The sequence below is a fragment of the Larkinella ripae genome (genome assembly GCF_054780775.1).
Genome location: NZ_BAAGVR010000020.1, coordinates 215,358 through 233,986 on the forward strand (window position 1 = coordinate 215,358; position 18,629 = coordinate 233,986).

General features: G+C 54.8%; 18 protein-coding genes. 14 read left to right on the top strand and 4 right to left on the bottom strand.

Annotation, left to right across the window (positions count from 1 at the left end; translation table 11 throughout):
• Positions 1 to 28: 28 nt before the first annotated feature.
• From ACYVHX_RS12015 to ACYVHX_RS12030, 4 genes are all read left to right on the top strand, one after another.
• Positions 29 to 1,492 carry a leucine-rich repeat domain-containing protein gene (locus ACYVHX_RS12015; RefSeq protein WP_460671885.1) on the top strand — a complete coding sequence of 488 codons (1,464 nt, stop codon included), beginning with the start codon at positions 29 to 31 and terminating at the stop codon, positions 1,490 to 1,492.
• A 110-nt stretch (positions 1,493 to 1,602) separates the two neighbouring features.
• Complete coding sequence (locus ACYVHX_RS12020; protein WP_460671886.1) at positions 1,603 to 3,060, top strand: hypothetical protein; 1,458 nt, start codon at positions 1,603 to 1,605, stop codon at positions 3,058 to 3,060.
• 3 nt (positions 3,061 to 3,063) lie between these two features.
• A complete protein-coding gene (locus ACYVHX_RS12025) occupies positions 3,064 to 4,146 on the top strand; it encodes a caspase family protein (protein WP_460671887.1) in 1,083 nt (360 codons plus the stop codon).
• Between the two features lies 1 nt (position 4,147).
• On the top strand, positions 4,148 to 5,641 hold the full coding sequence (locus ACYVHX_RS12030) for a hypothetical protein (RefSeq protein ID WP_460671888.1): 1,494 nt from the start codon (positions 4,148 to 4,150) through the stop codon (positions 5,639 to 5,641).
• Between the two features lie 78 nt (positions 5,642 to 5,719).
• On the opposite strand, the gene ACYVHX_RS12035 is transcribed toward ACYVHX_RS12030, so the two are convergent.
• Positions 5,720 to 6,259 (bottom strand): acyl-CoA thioesterase, encoded by a 540-nt coding sequence (locus tag ACYVHX_RS12035; protein ID WP_460671889.1) that lies wholly within the window; start codon positions 6,257 to 6,259, stop codon positions 5,720 to 5,722.
• A gap of 67 nt (positions 6,260 to 6,326) precedes the next feature.
• Here ACYVHX_RS12035 and ACYVHX_RS12040 point away from each other — a divergent pair, with 67 nt between their 5' ends.
• Positions 6,327 to 6,776, top strand: a complete 450-nt coding sequence (locus ACYVHX_RS12040) for a DUF2147 domain-containing protein (RefSeq protein WP_460671890.1) — start codon at positions 6,327 to 6,329, stop codon at positions 6,774 to 6,776.
• A 121-nt stretch (positions 6,777 to 6,897) separates the two neighbouring features.
• Positions 6,898 to 7,083, top strand: coding sequence for a CsbD family protein (locus ACYVHX_RS12045; protein WP_460671891.1), 186 nt, complete (start codon positions 6,898 to 6,900; stop codon positions 7,081 to 7,083).
• Positions 7,084 to 7,168: 85 nt separating this feature from the next.
• Here the strand turns inward: ACYVHX_RS12045 and ACYVHX_RS12050 are convergent, their stop codons facing one another.
• Positions 7,169 to 7,897: a LytR/AlgR family response regulator transcription factor gene (locus ACYVHX_RS12050; protein ID WP_460671892.1), complete on the bottom strand. Its 729-nt coding sequence runs from the start codon at positions 7,895 to 7,897 to the stop codon at positions 7,169 to 7,171.
• Entirely contained in the window at positions 7,872 to 8,963 is a 1,092-nt protein-coding gene (locus ACYVHX_RS12055) for a sensor histidine kinase (RefSeq protein WP_460671893.1), read from the bottom strand. The genes ACYVHX_RS12050 and ACYVHX_RS12055 overlap by 26 nt, the downstream gene beginning before the upstream one ends.
• Positions 8,964 to 9,289: 326 nt before the next feature.
• Here ACYVHX_RS12055 and ACYVHX_RS12060 point away from each other — a divergent pair, with 326 nt between their 5' ends.
• From ACYVHX_RS12060 to ACYVHX_RS12080, 5 genes are all read left to right on the top strand, one after another.
• Entirely contained in the window at positions 9,290 to 10,084 is a 795-nt protein-coding gene (locus ACYVHX_RS12060; RefSeq protein ID WP_460671894.1) for a hypothetical protein, read from the top strand.
• A 30-nt stretch (positions 10,085 to 10,114) separates the two neighbouring features.
• Positions 10,115 to 10,492 carry a DUF6463 family protein gene (locus ACYVHX_RS12065; RefSeq protein ID WP_460671895.1) on the top strand — a complete coding sequence of 126 codons (378 nt, stop codon included), beginning with the start codon at positions 10,115 to 10,117 and terminating at the stop codon, positions 10,490 to 10,492.
• A 228-nt stretch (positions 10,493 to 10,720) separates the two neighbouring features.
• The gene (locus ACYVHX_RS12070; RefSeq protein WP_460671896.1) at positions 10,721 to 11,110 is read left to right on the top strand and encodes a hypothetical protein; all 390 of its coding nucleotides are present in this window, start codon (positions 10,721 to 10,723) and stop codon (positions 11,108 to 11,110) included.
• Positions 11,111 to 11,147: 37 nt separating this feature from the next.
• Positions 11,148 to 11,333, top strand: coding sequence for a hypothetical protein (locus ACYVHX_RS12075; protein WP_460671897.1), 186 nt, complete (start codon positions 11,148 to 11,150; stop codon positions 11,331 to 11,333).
• A gap of 134 nt (positions 11,334 to 11,467) precedes the next feature.
• Complete coding sequence (locus ACYVHX_RS12080) at positions 11,468 to 12,406, top strand: EamA family transporter (protein WP_460671898.1); 939 nt, start codon at positions 11,468 to 11,470, stop codon at positions 12,404 to 12,406.
• On the opposite strand, the gene ACYVHX_RS12085 is transcribed toward ACYVHX_RS12080, so the two are convergent.
• Positions 12,387 to 13,145 (bottom strand): SDR family NAD(P)-dependent oxidoreductase, encoded by a 759-nt coding sequence (locus ACYVHX_RS12085; protein WP_460671899.1) that lies wholly within the window; start codon positions 13,143 to 13,145, stop codon positions 12,387 to 12,389. The two genes, ACYVHX_RS12080 and ACYVHX_RS12085, sit on opposite strands and share 20 nt — an antisense overlap.
• Before the next feature lie 200 nt (positions 13,146 to 13,345).
• On the opposite strand from ACYVHX_RS12085, the gene ACYVHX_RS12090 reads away from it, so the two are divergent.
• From ACYVHX_RS12090 to ACYVHX_RS12100, 3 genes are all read left to right on the top strand, one after another.
• A complete protein-coding gene (locus ACYVHX_RS12090; protein WP_460671900.1) occupies positions 13,346 to 14,422 on the top strand; it encodes a sensor histidine kinase in 1,077 nt (358 codons plus the stop codon).
• A gap of 176 nt (positions 14,423 to 14,598) precedes the next feature.
• Positions 14,599 to 15,669, top strand: coding sequence for a sensor histidine kinase (locus ACYVHX_RS12095; RefSeq protein WP_460671901.1), 1,071 nt, complete (start codon positions 14,599 to 14,601; stop codon positions 15,667 to 15,669).
• Positions 15,670 to 15,744: 75 nt separating this feature from the next.
• The gene (locus ACYVHX_RS12100) at positions 15,745 to 18,621 is read left to right on the top strand and encodes a hypothetical protein (protein WP_460671902.1); all 2,877 of its coding nucleotides are present in this window, start codon (positions 15,745 to 15,747) and stop codon (positions 18,619 to 18,621) included.
• Positions 18,622 to 18,629 lie beyond the last annotated feature (8 nt).

Genomic DNA, 18,629 nt, shown 5'->3' on the forward strand with positions numbered 1-18,629 from the left:
CTAAGCCCTACGTTAACGATTTTTGATCATGCGTACTCATAGTCTACTGGCGATACTTCTGGGATTGGCCGGAGCCGCTCCCGCCCAAACCGTGTGCCTCTCCAAACCGGAATTTCAGGCGGCTTCCAAACAACTCGTGAAAAGCTACATCCCGATTGAGAAAATCATTGATCCGGCCTTTGGGACCACGGCGGGCGGTTTGCGGGCACCGGAGGACATGACGCCGGCCGAGAAAAAGCGGTTTGAGTTGCACGAACAGTTTGGGAAGGAGGTGAACCAGGTGCTGAAAAACGCCAATTTGCTGCAGGATATTACCGCCTACCTGATGGTCAACCTGTTCGCCAATCCGGACGGTTCGGTGAAAAGCGTTTATTACGAACTGAATCCGAACGTTTGGGCAAATCCCTCGGACAGTCTGCTTGCCAACCGGCTGAAAGAACGCATCGATCCCATCCTCTGCCCCTGGTTTTCGGGCTACCGGTTTTCGGTAACCGGCGATAAACCCTACCGGTTTTACTCAGGAATGGCCGTCGGCAAGCTGCCCTCCAAACGCAAACTGCGTCGGGGACCGGGCATTCTGACGACGGTGGAAGAAGCCGAAAAAACCGCCCGGCCGGATACCGTCAGGCATCTGGTTTTCAACACGCTGGAATTGAAGGCTGTTCCGGAGGTGATCTACCGCTTTCCGAAGCTGGAAGTGCTGGATCTGAGCGCTAATGCTATTTCGGAAATTCCTGAAAAAGTGTTCCTGATTCCAAACTTAAAGCAACTTAATGTTTCCGGCAATTCGCTGGGCAATACGGGACTACACATCGCGCGCAACAAGCACCTGAAAATTCTGAACATTCAATCAACCCGGATTACGGCCATTCCGAAAGCGGTTTCCCAAAACCGGCGGCTGGAAAGTCTCTGGCTCGGGCTGAACGATTTTTCGGGCGGACTCAACACCGCCCCGCTCCGGCGGATGCGTCGGCTGAAGGACCTTAATCTGTATAAAGCCAGGTTGACCGAACTGCCGACCGGCATCCGGCGGCTGAAACGCCTGGAAGTACTGGATCTGTATTACAACGACTTACGAACCATTCCTGAACGCATTTGCCGGATGCGCCGGTTGCAGCAACTGGCCATTTCCAACAATAAGCTCAACGAATTGCCGCAGCAACTGGGTCGTTTGAAAAAGCTCCAGGTGTTATACGCGCACCATAATTTCCTGGGCAGTCTGCCCGCCAGTCTCCAGAAACTTTATTATCTACGGATTCTGGACATTGGACACAACGCCTTCGTTACGGTTCCGGAGCAGGTGCTGACCCTGCCCTACCTGGAAGAACTCGACATCAGCCACAACCGCCTGACCGACCTGCCTACGAATCTTCCCCAGTTACACACCCTAAAAAAACTCTTTGTGCGGGGCAATCCCGTGAGCGAGAAAAAAACCGTATCGGTAAGCCTGATCAAGCAACTGGAAGGCAATCAGACCGAGGTATTTTATTGAGACCGAGCGGTTTTCGAGTTTGCGCTGCCGAAAAATAAATAGAATCGGGGCAGGATTGGATAATTGATTTAATTCGTTTCGATATTCCGATCTTTTACCTTTCCAGCCCGATGCCCAACCCGATACCGTCGCCCCTGCACCACATCAACGTGGGGCCAAAAGGAACTTTTAAACCCAGTGGAAATCACCACACCACGCCGGAACAGGTCGATGAACTGATTGACCACCTGCGCCAGCAAAATACCAACCGGCTGGTGCTTTATTTTCACGGTGGGCTGGTTCCCGAAGAAGCCGGTATGGCGACTGCTGGCACCATTCAAACCGTCTTTTCGCCCACCTCCTGCCACCCGATTTCGCTGGTTTGGGAAACCGGCCTGCTCGAAACGATCCGCACCCGGATCAGTTCGGTGAGCGACACCCGGTTTTTCCGGAAACTGCTCGAATACGCCCTCAAAGTGGCCGGTGACAAAATCGGTCTGGACGATGCCGGTGGCAAAGGTGCCATGAGCCTGACCGAAACCGACATTCTGACCGAGTTGCAGAAAGACGAACCGTTTGCCGATTTCGACCGGGTGGGCGGAGCCAAGGGCGTGGGCGATCTCCAACTGATGGACGATCAATCGCTTCAGGACGATCTGGAGGCCAATTTGAATGTGATTGTCCAGTCCGACGAGGAAAGTCTGTCGGCGGAGGATATTCAACGGGAAGCCGCCCAGACCCCCCTGCTCGACCGCGACAAAATTGCCGAAGACCCCGCCGAGGGCAGCAAAGGCATTATTCTTCCCCTCAAACTCATCAAGGCGCTGGCTACGGTGACGTTCCGGGTGGTGAAACGGCACATCAACAAAACCGACCACGGTTTTTTTCCCAGCGTAGTCGAAGAAATTCTGCGGGAATTTTACCTGGCCGATTTCGGCGCCTGGGTTTGGGGCGGCATGAAGCAACAGGCCGAAGATATGTGGGCGCCCAACGATGAGCTGACGGGCATCGAGCGGCACGCCGGTTCGTATCTGCTGGAAAAACTCAGCCAGCTCAAAGCCGAACGCCCGGACCTGACCATCGACATCATCGGGCACAGCGCGGGCTCGATTGTGGCCTGCAACCTGCTGCGCGTAACGGCCACCCGCCACCCGGAACTGACGTACCGCAACCTGATTTTTCTGGCCCCGGCCTGTACCGTGGATCTCTTTGTAGATGAGGTGATTGGACGGCAAAACCGCTTCAAAAACTTCCGGATGTTTACGATGTACGACGAGGCCGAAAAAGCCAACCATTTGCAGAAAGGAGTGTACGTACGCTCGTTGCTGTATTTTATTTCGGGCGTTCTCGAGCACACCGACGATAAGCCCATTGCCGGGATGCACCGCTATATTCAGGGCAAAGCACCGTACGATACCGGTAATCCCAAAAAAGCCAGCGATTATTTGCTGGCGGCTGGTCAGGACCGGCTGGTTTTGTCCAAATCCAACCTGGATGCGCAGGCCGGTTTGCAGTGCGACAGCATCGAACACGGCGCGTTCGACGACAACAAACTGACGCAGGGAAGTCTGGTTCACATGCTGCAATAATCCATGAACACCGCTGCTGATTTCACCAATGCCGCCGATTATGCGGTGATCATTGGCGTTCGTCATTACCCCGAATTCGGGAACCTCAACGGCCCGACCGAGGACGCCAGGGCATTTTATGACTGGCTGACCGACCCGCAGAAGGGTTCGGTTCCGCCGGCCAATTGCCAGTTGGTGGAATCGAACCTCGATCCGGACGATGAGTTTCCGGAGCGCCCGATTCAAGCCCAGATTGACCGGGCGTTTCAACGAATCTGGCAGCACCTGATCGGCAGCGGAAAACCGGGACGACGGTTTTATTTTTACTTCAACGGCCACGGCATCGGCGTCAAGGAGTCGAACACGGCGTTGCTGATGGCCAACTTCGAGACCCGGTTTTTTCGGGATTCGGCGCTTTCGTCGCAAGGCTACCTGGACCGCATCATTGCTTCGGGGCGGTTTTTGGAAGTCGTTTTTCTACTGGATTGCTGCCGGAATCAGGTGCTGGGCGTGAATGGGCTGCCGCCTTCGTTCAACTGGCCCGCCGATAACAAGGGTGCCGGTGGAACGGCCATTTGGGTGGGATACGCCACCGAATACCAGAACAAAGCGTATGAAGCCGAATTTGAACTAAAACCGGGTGAACAGGACGGCTCGCTCTTTCGCGGGCATTTCACCCAGGCCCTGCTGAACGGCCTGAACGGCGAAGCGGCCGAACCGGACACGGGGCGCATTACGCCCGAATCGTTGAAAAGACACCTGGAACTGGAAACGCCCCGCATCGCCAGTCAGAAAAACCACAACCAGCGGGCGCGGGTAACGAATAACTTTCCCACCGATCCATCGACGTTTTTTGGGGTGAAGGCGTTTCCCAAACCGGTGACAACGGCCCAGTATCGCATCGAGGTGAGCGCCAGCCGGACGGGGAATGTGGTGTTGCTGGACGGCGACACACAGACGCTGCGGTCGAAAGACCAGGACCCGTTGCCGTGGGAGGTTGATTTGAGCACCGGTTTGTATATGCTGGTGGACGAAGCTACGCAGGAAGAAAAACCGATCCGGGTAAAAATTCCGGTTCCGACGACCACCATTCAACTGACCTTCTGACGTGAACACCACTGAACTGACGCTGACCACTCCGCATGAGGGCCTGAAAGCAACTCTCTACGACAGCCAGGACCGGGTGGTGCTGGACGACTACCTGAGCCACCACCAGACCCGGACGCTTCCCAACGGTATTTACACCCTGCGCGCCGACCTGAGCGGGCAGCTGGAGGAAAAGACCCTGCTGTTGCGCGGGCAACCCGTGCATCAGGACCTTCGATTGCCGTATTATTCGGCGACCTTGCTGGGCAACATTGCAACCTCGCACGAATATTATACCCACGACGCCTGGCAGCTCAGCCTGAATCCCACCAAATCCGCCGATCCGGCTCGGCCAACGGACAGCGGTTTGCTGATTTTCCTGCGGTGTAGTTCGCTAGAGCAATACCGCAAACACTACGGGGGCGAGCGCTTTATGCACCGGTTGAGCAAACAGTTTTTTCTGCTGGACGAGTCGCTGACGCCGGTGGCGGCTTCTGAAGACTGGAAAAATAACGATGAGGTGGGCTGGCTCGGTTTTTCGGGCCGTTTCAAAGCCGGTTTGTATTTTCTGGTCTATGTCGCTAAAGAGAACCCGGAGGAAAGCCGCCAGATTCCGTTGTACCTTTTTGAAAAGTGGCAGACGCAGGTCTTCATCACGCAAGCCGATAAGCCGCTTTTCTCCGGAATGCGGATTCAGATGGCTCCGATCTGGCAGGGGTTCGACAACAACGACACCGTTGCCTTCGCCGTCGATTACGCCACCGACCGGCTGCAAAACCACCGGTTTCATTTGCCCGATTCAGTTCAGTTTACGTTGCTGGACAGCAAATTTACCAACCCGATTCTAGGCGTGTTGTGGGCCTACAGCTACCTGCTGAACGATTCCGAAGAGCGCGACTACGATCTGCTCGGAATGGTGTTGGGACGGCTCGAAAACGAAATCATGCACCAGGCCTGGTGGCCCGATTTGCAGGTCCTTCGCCTGATGGCCAATCAGATACAGAACGCGTCAATCCAGGTTGTGCCCATCCCAAAACCGCCCCTGTTCAATCTGGGCATGGAGCAACTCGTTCAGCTGGCCAGCCAATGGCCCGAGCTGGTTCCGGAAGATAGCCTGACGGATCTGATCACAACGGAGCGTTTTCCCGATTCGGTCTGGACCACCTGGCACCCCGATCCGGCGGTGGTGGAAAAGCTGGTCGGAAAAGCCAGTTCCGGGCTGAACACCCGATCGGCCGATTCGCAGAAAAGCGCGGGGGGCCGACCGGCAACACCGCAACCCTCGTGGTTCGAAATTTCGCTGCTCAAGTCCCTTGCCAATCAGGAAAAAGTGAGCCTACCGGAGCTGGCAACGCAGCTGGGGCTGCCCGTTGGATCGGCCAAACGCCTGGTCAGAAGTCTCCTGGAGAATGCCGCCTTGCGCAACCAGTTGGTTCTGGATTTGCAGCAACGAAAACTTACCTCAAAAACCGCCCCCGAAGTGCTGGCGCTCCTGAACGCGCTGGGTCAGTTGTAGGGTTAGATTGATTCCCGCAGTCCGGTTGTCAAAAACCGGGTGGCCCGGTGGGTTCTGGATTTGCCGGAAAAACCGGCTTTAATCGCCAACGCCCTCACTCTCCTGCTCGACCAGCTGATCCTTGATCTGTCGGATGCGGTCGTTGAAGTTGAGGTTGTGGAAGTCGACGTTTTTGAGGGAAATGGCGTGGAGGAAAGCCATCACGTCCGGGTCGTGCGGGATGCGCCGGCCGGTCACCACGCTCACGTACTTGGACGTCATCCACAACACATTCTTCAGTTGACGGCGCGAATCGTCGGTCATATAATATTCCGTCACCATCGTATCGTCATCAAAATAAATGATGCGGGAAACGATCCGAATCCACTCACTGACCACCGCCGGACGCACGTACGCAATCTGGTGCTGGTAAACGACCCAACTCGTTTTAAATTCCCGAAACAACTGCGCCGGGCTAAAGTTATACTGCAAGGCTACCTGATCTTCCCGCGCGTTGAAATAATAATCCAGATACTTGGCGTTGTTGAGGTGCTGCAGGGGGTCGCAGTCCTGAAACCGGATAATTGTCCGTGACTCGGTCTCGGCCGGGTACGTTTTGGCAGGGTCAAGTTTTATCATAGTTTCCTTTTTTTTACGTTAAATACAGGAAATCAGTTTGGAGTTCCATCAACATCTAAAAATGCGAATGAAATCATTTTGTTTGATTGCGGTTTTTTGCCTGTTCACCCCCTTTCTCATCGCTTTTACCCCCCAGAACAATCCGGACGCCGTCCTGGGCACCTGGCTCAACGGCACCAAACGGGGCCAGATTCAAATCTACAAAAAGGGGGATCAGTATTTCGGGAAACTGGTCTGGCTGAAAGAGCCCAACGATCCGGTCACCGGCAAACCTCGTACTGACGTCAAAAACAGCGAGTTGAATCTGCGAACCCGGCCGCTGGTGGGTCTGGACGTCATGAAGGATTTTACGTACGATGGCGGCAAAGTCTGGGAAGACGGCAGCATCTACAATCCGGAAGACGGCAAGCTGTACAGTTGCAAGCTGACCTTGAAAAATCCCAACACGCTCGACGTTCGGGGTTATGTCGGAATATCGCTGCTGGGCAAGACCCAAACCTGGACGCGAATCAATTAAAAACCGGGTCCGTAGGCGTTCTTTTTCAACTCTTTTTAAACATTCTCGCCGATAGCCGGTTTTAATGATAGGATTCTCAGGAATCGTACAACTATACTTCACACTAAAACGATTATCAATCATGAACGAGACAACCGTAAAAGGAGGCTGGAACGAATTGAAAGGTAAAATCAAACAAGCCTACGGCGATCTGACCGACGACGATCTGACGTACCAGGAAGGTAAGGAAGACGAAATGTGGGGCAAGCTCCAGCAGAAAACCGGCAAAACGCAGGACGAAATCAGGAAAGCCGTTGCCGACCTGTAAGCATAAAGCCAATCGAGAATTCGATTTTTATAAAACCGCCGGAAGCGAACGTTTCCGGTGGTTTTTGGTTTCGGGCTACCGCCGTTCACAAATCCGGACTGCTGCGGAGCAGGTCCCGAATCTGCAACTGCTCCAGGATCCGCGCCTTGTAAAACCGGCCAATCGGCAGGGTTTGTCCGGGCAGGCTAATGCGGTTTTCCGTCATCGACACGATTTTATCCCGGGCCACCATAAACGAACGGTGAATCCGCAGGAACTGCTCGTCCGGGAGCAACTCTTCGTAGTAACCCAGCGTCTGCCGGGTCACCACCTGCCGGCCAACCGTCGTAATTTTCACGTAATCGCGTAAACTTTCCAGCGAAATAATGTCCCGCAGCGCCACCCGGACCAGGTGACGTTCTTCTTTCACGAACAGGAACGGCTCTTCGGCCACCACCGGCCCCGGCGCCACTTCGGCGGCCTTTCGCACGAAGACTTTGCCCACGGCTTTGATGAACCGATCGAACGGGATCGGCTTGATGAGGTAATCGACAACGTCCAGTTCAAAACCGTCTAGCGCGTATTCCCGGTAGGCCGATGTAATGATGGTTTTGGGGGAATGGGGCAGCGTCCGCAGCAAATCCAGTCCCGATAACTGGGGCATCTGAATATCCAGCAACAGGAGATCGACCGGTTTTTGTTGCAGAAACGTAAACGCTTCGACGGCGGACCGGCAGCGCCCGGCCAGTTCCAGTCCTTCGACCTGACGCACGTACGTGGCCAGCACGTCCAGCGCAATGGGCTCGTCGTCAACCAGCAAACACCTGATTTTCATAGGTTCGGACCGGTTTGAAATCACTCGGCAGCAGTTCAATTTTCAGAGAAGCCAGATACGTCCCAACGCCGTTCAATTGCCGAAGCTGGTGACGAGCGGGATAAATCAGGTGTAATCGTTTGGCAATATTGGACAGTCCAATGCCCGATGGTAGCGTTTCGCGGGTGGGTTCGGGCTTGCTGTTCTCAACCTTAAATACCAGCTCTTTCGCGGTGACGGTGAGGTAAATCTGAATCCAGGCATCGTCCAGCTGCCGGCTGACCCCGTGTTTAAAGGCATTTTCCACAAACGGCAGCAAAATCAGGGGCGCAATAAAAAGCGGTTCGCTGGTTATGCTGAGTTGCAGCGAAAGTTGCAGCCGTTCGCCGTAGCGGATTCGCTCCAGCGCCAGGTAATTTTCCAGGTACTCGATCTCTTTCCGCAGCGGCACCTGCACCAGATTTCCTTCATATAACATATACTGCATCAGCTGCGCCAACCGCATCACCACTTCGCCCGCTTTCTGCGGATTCTGGCTCGTCAGCCCGTATAGGTTGTTGAGCGTATTAAACAAAAAATGCGGATTGACCTGGTCCTTCAGCGACTTCAACTCAATCTGCTGATTGGCAATAACCAATTGCTGGTTGAGTTGCTGTTGCCGGAAAGCGAAGCGAATCATGTGAAAACCGATGACTAAACCGCTGGTACAGAGCAAATAAAACGCACAGAGCATAAACCGGCTCACATCCCAGGGTTTTTCCTGGGCCAGTCGGGCGGGTTCAAACGGGCTTAGATAGAGGTAATACGATCCTTCCCAATACAGAATGCCACCCAGCAGCAGAGCGCCCAGCGTCAAAACGCTAAATTCCCGGTACCGCCGGGTTAACAGGTAAGTCGGGATGAGCACGTAAAGCGTCAGGTACGTAAACAGCAACTGGGCGGGCAGTTGCGACAGCGCCGACAGCAGATTTAAGGTATATCGGTGTTCAAACCGGTCGAGCGCCATCACCTGAATCAGGATGTAGCACAACCAGACGACGGCATGGATCAGCACTTCCCGGATAACGGAGGGCGACAGTCGGGGCATGGGGTTGAAATTGGCAACGTTAAAGATATAAAATTAGCCCTCCGATTTATCTGTTGCTGCCGGATTTTGGCCTCTTTCTGATGACAAACAGCTTTGGCGAAGCGACAGAAAACCAGACCGCTGTGTTCAACGCCCCCGATCAACGCCTAAAAGTCGTATGTCGCGGACGGGTGAGCGTCCGTCGTCCGCATTTGGCCCTGTCGCCGGTCGCATCTACCTTTGACGCATCTAACCTATGAGCCGGAAAGAAAGCCAGCCAATGCCCGTGGCGGGTTGGCTTTCCTACGGTTTTCTGAACGATTCCCCTCCTTTTCAACGCGACATCCATGATCCCATCCCATCCGGATTTTCCGCGCGCCCTCGCTACGCCGGCAGCCCGCCGGGCAAACCTGTATTTGACGACCGGACGCTGGCTGTTCGGCTGCGCGGTTCTGTCTCTGGGCCTTGTCCACCTCATCACCGGCAACTTCCCGGTGGCCCTGCTGCCCGTTCCGGCGGATTTGCCGGGCCGGTTTTTGCTGGCCTGGCTGGTGGGTGGTATGCTGACCCTGGCGGGCGCAGGCATCGTTCTGGCCCAAAAAACCGGGTTGGCTGCGCTTATCACCGGTTTCCTGTTGCTGGCCCTGGCCGGTTCGCTGCACCTTCCTCTCCTGCTAAAAAATCCGTTTCAGGGCGGACTCTGGACGGTGTTCACGGAACTGCTGGCGCTGGGTGGAGGAGCAATTTTCCTGAGCGGTTTTTTCCTCACAGCCAGCGCCCGAGGATTTCACCTGGCTTCAACCGGACGCTGGCTGTTCATCGCTTCGCTCATAGTTTTTGGCATTCAGCACCTGATGTATGCCGATTATATTGCCACCCTGATTCCTGCCTGGATTCCGGCACCGTTGGGCTGGGCGTATTTCGTGGGCCTTGCTTTTTTTGCCACCGCCCTCAGCCTGTCCATCCGGCGGCAATCCCGGTTTTCGGCGACCCTGCTCGGGCTGATGTTTTTGCTGTGGGTGCTGCTTTTACACCTCCCCCGTGTCATGGTCCGGTTCCGAACCGAAACGGAATGGACGAGCCTGTGGATTGCCCTGGCGATGGGCGGCATCGCTTTCCTGTTTGCCAGTGCCGAAGAGTAAACAACCCAAAATAATGACCATTTTTAACCGATGCACCGATTGTATGGGTACGCGGCTCTCCTTTTTGGCGTAAGCGGAGTCTTTTACCTGGCCTCCGGAATCATTAAGCTCCGCTTTCGTCTTCAGGCAATCGATTCGGAGGAGCTGGGTAATCGGCTGCGTGATCAGGTCCGGCAGGAGCTAACGATCTGGTTGGGCATCGACGGCTTGTTAAGCGGATGGCTGGGAGTCCTCACCCACGGCGTTCTGCGAAAAAACAGCTCTATAGTAATAATGGATGCGAGCGCGGGTGTTGTTGGAATTTGCCTGTTAACGGCGGTTTTGATTCCATTAGGCGGTTTTTGGCTCCTGCTACTCCAGCGTTTTTCCCGGATCGCGGACGGTCTATTCCGTCCAAAGCACCCATAAACAGCCGCGGTCTGGCACTTTTTCGGGGCAATTGCTACCCAGGCTATGACCGACCCATCCCGGTTTTCCTCTTCCCTTTCCTCTCCGACTGGTTTCCCGAATCAATTTTATCAGAAAGTTGCCCTGGCCCACCGTTACTTTTTGGATAGTACGGTGTCTAAATGGAGTTGAAGTCCCAATCATCTGTATCCGGGGCTTTCTTTCATTTTCACCTTATCCGTTTTGTTAATGAGTAACCACCTGAGCTCTGATCCAATCGCCCAGTATAGCAGCCTGTTGCCCGAATGGGGGCAGGCGGCTGAAGAAATCTATCAGAACTATCACTTTTTAAACCAGGCTCTCAGTCAAACCGAACGATCCCTGCTTCCGGAAGAGGCACTACAAAAACTCGATGATCTAAAAAAACTACTCGTCAACACCATTGCGCATTTAATCCAGGACCTTCCTCCGACGACCCACCGAATCTCCAATAAAAACACCGAATTAATTGACCGGTTTAATGCCCACACCACCGCATTGAAAAAGATTAACCAGCGAACCGACGAAATTTTTGAGGACTTGCAGCACCGCTATCCGTCCCTTAAAAATTGGTTTGAGTCCCTGAGTGACGAATGCTGATTCTGTAGTCATTCCCCACAATAAATTCCCTGTAGTTATGAACGATACTGTTTACGTGACCGAATTACTTCGTCGTTTAAAAACCTCGGACGACCCCTCGCTTTTCAACACCTTATTTGCCATGTACATCTACCGGTACCGGCAGGTCCTCGACAATACCCTTCAGTTTACGATCACCGAGCGAGTCCCCGATTGCCTTTCCATGGAGACCATCAGCAACTAGCTCAGGGCGGTTTTTTCAAAACCCATTCTACCTATTATTTAAATTAATCGCTACCATTAAAAAAATTAAAGGCTTGTCGCTGGAAATATTTCTATTTCTTTGGTGTTGATTCAGGAAATAGAACGTAGTGAGCAATGAATCCGGCAATTGGTAAAAGAATTTCGTCTCCCCGGCTTACCCTGTGGCTGGCGCTGGCCTCCGTGTACATTTTGTGGGGGTCAACCTATCTGTTTATTCATTTTATGACCGAAAAGATGCCGCCCCTTTACATGGCTTCTTTGCGGTTGAGCACCGCCGGGCTGCTCCTTTACCTGTACGCGCGTCTGACCGGCACGCCCATTCCGGCACCCCGGCAGTGGTTTTCGGCGGGTGTCATCGGCATTTTGTTGCTCACCATTGCCAACGGGTCCATGTCCGTGGCCCTTCAATACGTTCCGACCAGCATGGCCGCCCTGCTGGCCGCTACCGTGCCGTTGTTTATTATTCTGCTGAATTGGATTAGTTTCGGCCACAGTCGGCCTACCAACCTTTCGCTGGCGGGCCTGCTCATTGGTCTGGTGGGCGTTTCGTTGCTGGTTCAACCCGCCGGGCTGGGCGTTTCGTCCACCGAAAATGCCTGGGTAGGCGTTGGACTGATTATGCTGGCCAATATCTCATGGGCGGTCGGCACACTCTTATCCGGCAAGCTCACGCTGCCTTCTCAACTGATCTCCAGCGCCATCCAAATGCTGGTGGGCGGTTTGGTGCTTTTTTTGTTCAGCATGTTCACGGAGAACGTTTCCCCGGCCAGCATTAGCGACGCGCCGGTTAAGGCCATCGGTTCGCTGGTGTACCTGATCATCTTCGGCTCCATCATCGGTTTTTCTTCTTTTGCGTGGCTGGCCCGAAATGCCTCTCCGCAACTCGTTTCGACCTACGCCTACGTCAATCCGGTGGTGGCCATGCTGCTGGGCTGGGCGTTTGCGGGTGAAGCCCTCACCGGAAATTCCATCCTGGCCGCGCTGGTTATTTTAGCGGGCGTGGTCCTGATTTCGCTGGGGAAAAAACAAGCGGCTAAACCGGAGGAGGACTAACCGCCGTCCAGCCGCCATCGACCACCAGGCTCTGGCCCGTGATGTGCCGCGACTGGGGCGACACCAGAAACAGGGCGGCATTGGCAATATCGGCGACCGTGGCCGGGCGGCCCATCGGCGTAATCCGCGACCAGATCGGCACGTAGGTTGTATCATCCAGCGTCCGCTCGGTTTGGGTAGCCCCCGGCGCAACGGCATTGATGTTGATCCCGAACGGCGACAGATCCAGCACCAGATTTTTAGCCAACATTTCCAGGGCGGCTTTGGTCATGCCGTAAGCGGCCAGCCCCGGATGCGCCTGATGGCCGGTTACCGACGACATCAGCAGAATACTGCCGCCCTGCTTCTGCAATCGCATCTGACGGGCGGCCAACTGCGTCAGAAAGAAACTACCCCGGAGGTTCAGATCCACCACATTCTGGAATTGAGCGGGCTGGTAGTCAAAGAAATCGCCGAAAATTGTGATGCCCGCGTTGGCCACCACAATGGTCAGGTTGCCAAATTCGGCGACCGTTTTATCCACCATTTCCTGAATAAAGGCCACGTTTGAAGCATCCCCGGGATGGGCCAGGCAACGGCCTCCCTCCTGCCGAATGCGGGCAGCGGCCTGCTGGGCCAGGGTTTCATCGAGGTCATTCAGTAAAACGGACGCGCCCTGGCGGGCCAGTTCACGGGCTATGGCGAAACCAATGCCAATACCCGCGCCGGTAACGATTGCAGTCTGGGATTGAAAATTCATGGGATTAGGCGAACGGCAAAAACGGAAAGCTGCAAAGATGCCCCAAATTCTCCAAGGAAGTCAACTTTCCGGCCAAATACTCTCTAAAACCGACTAGCCGGAGCCGTGACGAACGAAATTCGGTCCTTTAGGATCCTGCAAAAAATTGTACCTTGGTGAGAAATATTAGACGGTCGGTGCCTACCCGACGGCCTTTGCGCATGATTCAAGCGTTCTACCGACGATTGACCACCTTTTTCTCCCGCTGGGAACTTTGGTACCATCTGCTAATGATGCCGGTTCTGTTTCCGGTCGGCAATTATTACTTTGTTGGTCCCCGGTATTTCAACGACGGGCGGGTGTTTTTACTCGGCACCGCAGTTGTTTTTGGGCTTTACTGGTTTTCGGTTTTTTCCCTCACACTGGCGGTTCGGGGGGTTATCCGCCGGTACCCAAACGCGCAGCAGGCAACTAGCCGCACGCTGATCATGCTGCTGACGGTGGGTCTGCTGACGGTGGGCCTGGCCACGCTGGATGTGTTCACCTACAGCCTGTTTCCTTCCCTCGGCGTTTCGTTCAGCTGGTCGTCGGTTCGCCCCATTCTGATTTTAGGGCTTATTTTCGACCTCTGTTTCTGCGTGGCACTCAATGTCTTTTACACCTACAACCAGTGGCACATCGACCAGACGGAAAATGAGCAGCTTCGGCAAGCTACCCTCCAGCACCAGCTCGATACGCTGAAGATGAAAATCAATCCGCATTTTCTGTTCAACAGCCTGACTTCGCTTTCCTCGCTGATTGGGGAAGATCAGAAACAGGCGGAACGGTTTGTCGATCAACTTTCGAAAGTCTACCGGTATCTGCTCCAGGCCAACACCCGCAATCTGGTGAGTCTGCAAACCGAACTGGACTTCATTGGCAACTACGCCGATTTACTGCAAACCCGCTACGGCCCCAGTCTCCGCATCGATCAGTCCACCGACGCAGCTCTGCTGGATTATGCCTTGCCCCCGCTCACCCTGCAGACGCTGGTCGATAACGCCATCAAGCACAACATTATGAGCGCATCCCGGCCCTTAACGATTGACATCCGGACGACGCAGGACGAGCGGCTGGCGGTTCGGAATACCTTACAGCGCAAAACCGTTAAAATGGATTTATCGCAGGCCCGGCTAGGCAGCCTTATGGAAAAATACCGGGACCTGAGCCGCCGGGAGGTGCAGGTTGTCGAAACCGATACGTATTTTGAGGTTTCGCTGCCGTTGTTTCCGCACACCCAATCGGCGCAGAACCCTTGATTTTACCGTCCAAAACCGCCGGCAAGGCCACTCCTTGTTTTTTGAAAATTTCAGTCAAAAATAATCCCATTTCAGCCGGAACATTTGGCATTTCAAAGGGAGTTTGTTACAATTTAAACCCTATGTTCGTGTTTCGAAAAATCTAAACCGCTAGATTCAGGGGATATTAGCGTTCCATGAAGTCATTTTTGTACCAAACCTTCCACCGTTTACCCCGCCTGCGGAAACAAAGTCAATGGCATTTTTTGCTGTTGTTTCCGTGGTTTATTCCCCTGATTACCTACTGGGTGATCGGCGATCGCTTTTTAACAAATCCGGGAACGTTTATTTCGGCCACCCTGCTGAACCTGACCATTGCCAGCGCCTGTCTGTTTTCCCTCGATCAGCTGACGCAGCTGGTCGTCCGGCGGTTTCCGAACCTGGGTCAAACCTGGCAGCGGGTGTGGCGGCTTTTGCTGGTTTTTATCCTGGTTACTCCCCTGTTCATTCTCGGGACCATCTTTTTTTACGACACCTTTCATCTCTTTGGCTATCAACACAATCCGGAATCAACGGGCCACGTTTTACTGATCAATCTCGCGGCTAATCTGGTGTCGGTCGGCATCGACGAAAGCGTTTACTCCCTGAACCGCTGGCGCGAAAACACGCTGGAAAAAGAACAGCTCAAGAAGGTCAACCTGCAAAGCCAGTACGAAAGTCTCAAAAGCCAGGTGAATCCGCACTTTCTGTTCAACAGCCTCAACTCACTCTCCTCGCTGATTGCCGACGAACCGGATCGGGCGGAGGAGTTTGTCGATGAAATGTCGAAAGTCTACCGGTATTTGCTCCAGACCAACGAAGGCGAACTGACCACCCTGAACACCGAACTCACCTTTATACAATCGTATTTTCACCTGCTCAAAACCCGCTACGGGTCCGGGATTCAGATGGATGTGAACATTGCGGACCCCTACGGCGATTACCTGCTGCCCCCGCTCACCCTGCAAATGCTGGTCGAAAATGCCGTAAAGCACAACGTCATCCACGCCAATAAACCGCTCCTGATCGAAATTAAAACCACGCAGGTGGGCCGGTTGGTCGTCCGGAATAACCGGCAGCAAAAAACCGGGCGGGTGGCTTCCAACCAGGTTGGCCTTTCCAATATTGCCGCCAAATACCGGCTGCTGGCCCAGAATGACCCGGTCGTGACTGCCGACAGTTCCTATTTTACGGTGGCACTACCGCTGATGGCTCCCGCCGGTTCCTGATTGCCGTTCAATAAATACCCCTAAGCGACTATTGGAGAATTGGTTAGCTTCGCTGGCTTTCCAACCCTTTCCTTCATGCCCGTTCCAGCCATCGCTTTCAGTCCGTGTTACGACGTTCACCTGCTTCGGGGGCAGCTCATCGAAATTGTCAACGAAGCCGACTTCTACAGCCTGCTTCGCCTGAACGACCGGCGGGCGTATGCCTACGCCCACGAGCACGATGAGGTGACGTATTCGTTCCGGTTTAGTTTCGATGAAGGCCGGGCCGCCGACTTCGGCATCGAAATCACCCGCGCCGATTTTTCGGACGAAGACCTTGACTACCTGGGCATTCTGCTGCTGGACGATGAGCCCCCGGAAACCCAGAACCGCATTCGAAATTTTTACCTGATTGCCACCGTGACCGACGGTACCGATTCGGCCGAAGCCGTGCTGCGGATTCACATTCACCACCAGATCGAAGAAGTCTGGATAACGCCCAGCCCGATGACGGTCTACGACCGGGTCCGGTGTTCACCCTACCTGCGCGCCCGCTTTGACGACCGGCTGGTGGCCGATCTGGGACCAATTTACCGGGGCAATAATGGCACTCGGGTCAATTACCGGATTCGGCCGCAGCCCGCCATTCAGTGGCATTCAACAACCCCGAATCTGATCCGGGCCCACGACGGCATCATTCGCGGTCAGGACCTGACGGGCTCCCACCCGATCAGCGTTTCGGTGCGCTGGAAACAAACTTTCACGGCGAACGCCCAGGTCGTTTTTTCGGACCACCTGACCGCCCGCTCGACTTTGCGCGCCGAGTTGGTCGCCACCGGGCGGGGGCCGGGCGCGGAAGGCTTGCAACAGGCCACCAACGTGCTGTTTCTGTCCGACGGTTTTACGGCTGAACAGGAATACGAATTCAAGATTTTCGTCCTGGAATACGTCTACGATCTGGTCAACAAAAAGATTTCCTCCCCCTTCGATCTGCTTAAAAAATCCATCAATTTCTGGATGGTCTTCGTGCCGTCGCAGCAAAGTGGGGCCACCTACCGCGGAGAACTGGCCATTGAAGAACGCCGGAAGCCGAACGGTTTTGACGAAATTGTGGGCTACGAACACCCCGACAGCACCGATCCGAAAAACCGCCCGGTGGATCGGTGGCAGCTCGCCCACCTGCTGAACAAAGTGGGGTTACCCGTGCCGGATGAAGGCAACACGGACGATGATGCGGTTTTTGAAAGCCTGATTCAGAAATGGCGCGCTACCACCCGCCTGACGGCCGGCCAATTGGACGAACTCGAAGCCAGCGAAGCGCTGATCCGGGAATGGCAGGGCTACGCGGCCCGGCGGCTGCCCGACGCCCTGGATACCGCCCTCGGCATTTCGGTTAACAACCACACGGCCGCCGAGTCGGATTCGACCTACAACCGCATCAATTTTGACCGGAAAAGAATTCAGCGCGCGGACCTCGACTCATTCTTCAAAGTCCTGAAAACCGTACCTGACGCCCAAAACCGGGAATTTCTGATCGGACCGACGTTCGTCCTGAACGAAGACGGGGATGAAAACGAAAAACAAGGCAAAGACTGGGACAACGTGGTGATTATCACCGCCGGACAGCAGGGACTGGCACTCAACTCGGGTGGCTACATGTTTTCAAAAGTTTCCGAACGCGAGCCGCTGGTGCTTTCCGGCCAACTCACGGACATCCGGATGGCAATTGCACCAGCCGAATTTCCGGCGAAAATGGAAAATGCCGAGAAGGCGACCCTGACGCACGAGCTTTGTCACTCGTTCGGGCTGGGCGACGAGTATGCACGGAAGCCCCCCGCCGGAAAGCGGGAAGGCTTGCCCGTCGTAGAAGCCGCCGACTGGCCCCTGGCCCGCTATGACGACCCGGCTTCGGATCTGGACCCGTATGCCAACCTGCAGGCCCGGGCGGATCTGGTGGATGAAACCGGCAAAATTGACCCGTACAAAATAAAATGGCGGTACCACCGGATTCAGAAATGCGGCCGGGTAGCGGCCATCGCCGTCAACGATCCGGTGGTTACCGTAACACTCCATCCGAAACAAACCGAGCCGTTTGCCGTGGGTAATCCGGTTTTTCTGCGGAAACGACAGCGCCGGGCGACCGGTTATTTTCTGGTTTCGAGCGACGCGAACGACAACGCGTTCTACAGCCCGATTATCACGTCCGGCCCCATCGATTCCCGGTTTTTTGGGGAAGCCCAGGTCGCATCCATCGACGAAGACGCGGATACCGTGACGCTGGTGTATGAGGACGATTCGGAAATCCTGGAGCTGGGACTGGAAAGTGGACGAGCGGCCCTGCTGGAAGTTGGCCAGACGGTTTTTGTGGAAACCCAGAGTCGAAATGCGGTCCAGACGATTCTGCGGACCGGGCCCAATGCCTACGAGCTGGCGCTTTCTCCGCTCCTGACCATTACCGCCATCAATCCAGCCGCCCACACCCTGACGCTGGCCGTGCCGACTGACGAAAGCCTGCTTCAGTACATGCAAACGCTGGAGGAGGACGAAGAGATGATTGTGTACGAGCCGCTCACCCTGCCCGCCGACCAGCGCACCAATGCGTATCCGCACGCCGAGTTGATCGCCCTGCCGGTTCTTAAATACCTGAAAGAGAATCCGTTTCCGTTTAACGCCGACGCCCAAAACCGGGAAGCACTCCGCTACAAGGACTCGACCCGGATTCCCGGCAAACTGGTCCCCTGCTGCTCGCGCCGGGAGAAGGAGATCATTGGTTTGTACAGCGGGGGTAAAAAACACCACGGCGGCATTTATCACCCTTCCGCCCAGTGCCTGATGCGGCACGAATACCGGGAGAAAGAAAAAAAATACGTCGAACTCTGCGCCGTTTGCCGCTACACGCTGGTCAATCTGATCGACCCGACCCAGTTTGGGGCATTTGACACCGATTACATGAGCCGGAAAATTTATCCGTAAATCACTGC

Excerpts from the sequence above, each read along its gene's own strand:
- ACYVHX_RS12080 (WP_460671898.1), top strand. The coding sequence starts at position 11,468 with ATGAATCCGGCAATTGGTAAAAGAATTTCGTCTCCCCGGCTTACCCTG.
- ACYVHX_RS12045 (WP_460671891.1), top strand. The coding sequence starts at position 6,898 with ATGAACGAGACAACCGTAAAAGGAGGCTGGAACGAATTGAAAGGTAAA.
- ACYVHX_RS12085 (WP_460671899.1), bottom strand. The coding sequence starts at position 13,145 with ATGAATTTTCAATCCCAGACTGCAATCGTTACCGGCGCGGGTATTGGC.
- ACYVHX_RS12025 (WP_460671887.1), top strand. The coding sequence starts at position 3,064 with ATGAACACCGCTGCTGATTTCACCAATGCCGCCGATTATGCGGTGATC.
- ACYVHX_RS12075 (WP_460671897.1), top strand. The coding sequence starts at position 11,148 with ATGAACGATACTGTTTACGTGACCGAATTACTTCGTCGTTTAAAAACC.
- ACYVHX_RS12095 (WP_460671901.1), top strand. The coding sequence starts at position 14,599 with ATGAAGTCATTTTTGTACCAAACCTTCCACCGTTTACCCCGCCTGCGG.
- ACYVHX_RS12065 (WP_460671895.1), top strand. The coding sequence starts at position 10,115 with ATGCACCGATTGTATGGGTACGCGGCTCTCCTTTTTGGCGTAAGCGGA.
- ACYVHX_RS12090 (WP_460671900.1), top strand. The coding sequence starts at position 13,346 with ATGATTCAAGCGTTCTACCGACGATTGACCACCTTTTTCTCCCGCTGG.
- ACYVHX_RS12020 (WP_460671886.1), top strand. The coding sequence starts at position 1,603 with ATGCCCAACCCGATACCGTCGCCCCTGCACCACATCAACGTGGGGCCA.
- ACYVHX_RS12100 (WP_460671902.1), top strand. The coding sequence starts at position 15,745 with ATGCCCGTTCCAGCCATCGCTTTCAGTCCGTGTTACGACGTTCACCTG.
- ACYVHX_RS12070 (WP_460671896.1), top strand. The coding sequence starts at position 10,721 with ATGAGTAACCACCTGAGCTCTGATCCAATCGCCCAGTATAGCAGCCTG.
- ACYVHX_RS12015 (WP_460671885.1), top strand. The coding sequence starts at position 29 with ATGCGTACTCATAGTCTACTGGCGATACTTCTGGGATTGGCCGGAGCC.
- ACYVHX_RS12050 (WP_460671892.1), bottom strand. The coding sequence starts at position 7,897 with ATGAAAATCAGGTGTTTGCTGGTTGACGACGAGCCCATTGCGCTGGAC.
- ACYVHX_RS12035 (WP_460671889.1), bottom strand. The coding sequence starts at position 6,259 with ATGATAAAACTTGACCCTGCCAAAACGTACCCGGCCGAGACCGAGTCA.
- ACYVHX_RS12060 (WP_460671894.1), top strand. The coding sequence starts at position 9,290 with ATGATCCCATCCCATCCGGATTTTCCGCGCGCCCTCGCTACGCCGGCA.
- ACYVHX_RS12040 (WP_460671890.1), top strand. The coding sequence starts at position 6,327 with ATGAAATCATTTTGTTTGATTGCGGTTTTTTGCCTGTTCACCCCCTTT.
- ACYVHX_RS12055 (WP_460671893.1), bottom strand. The coding sequence starts at position 8,963 with ATGCCCCGACTGTCGCCCTCCGTTATCCGGGAAGTGCTGATCCATGCC.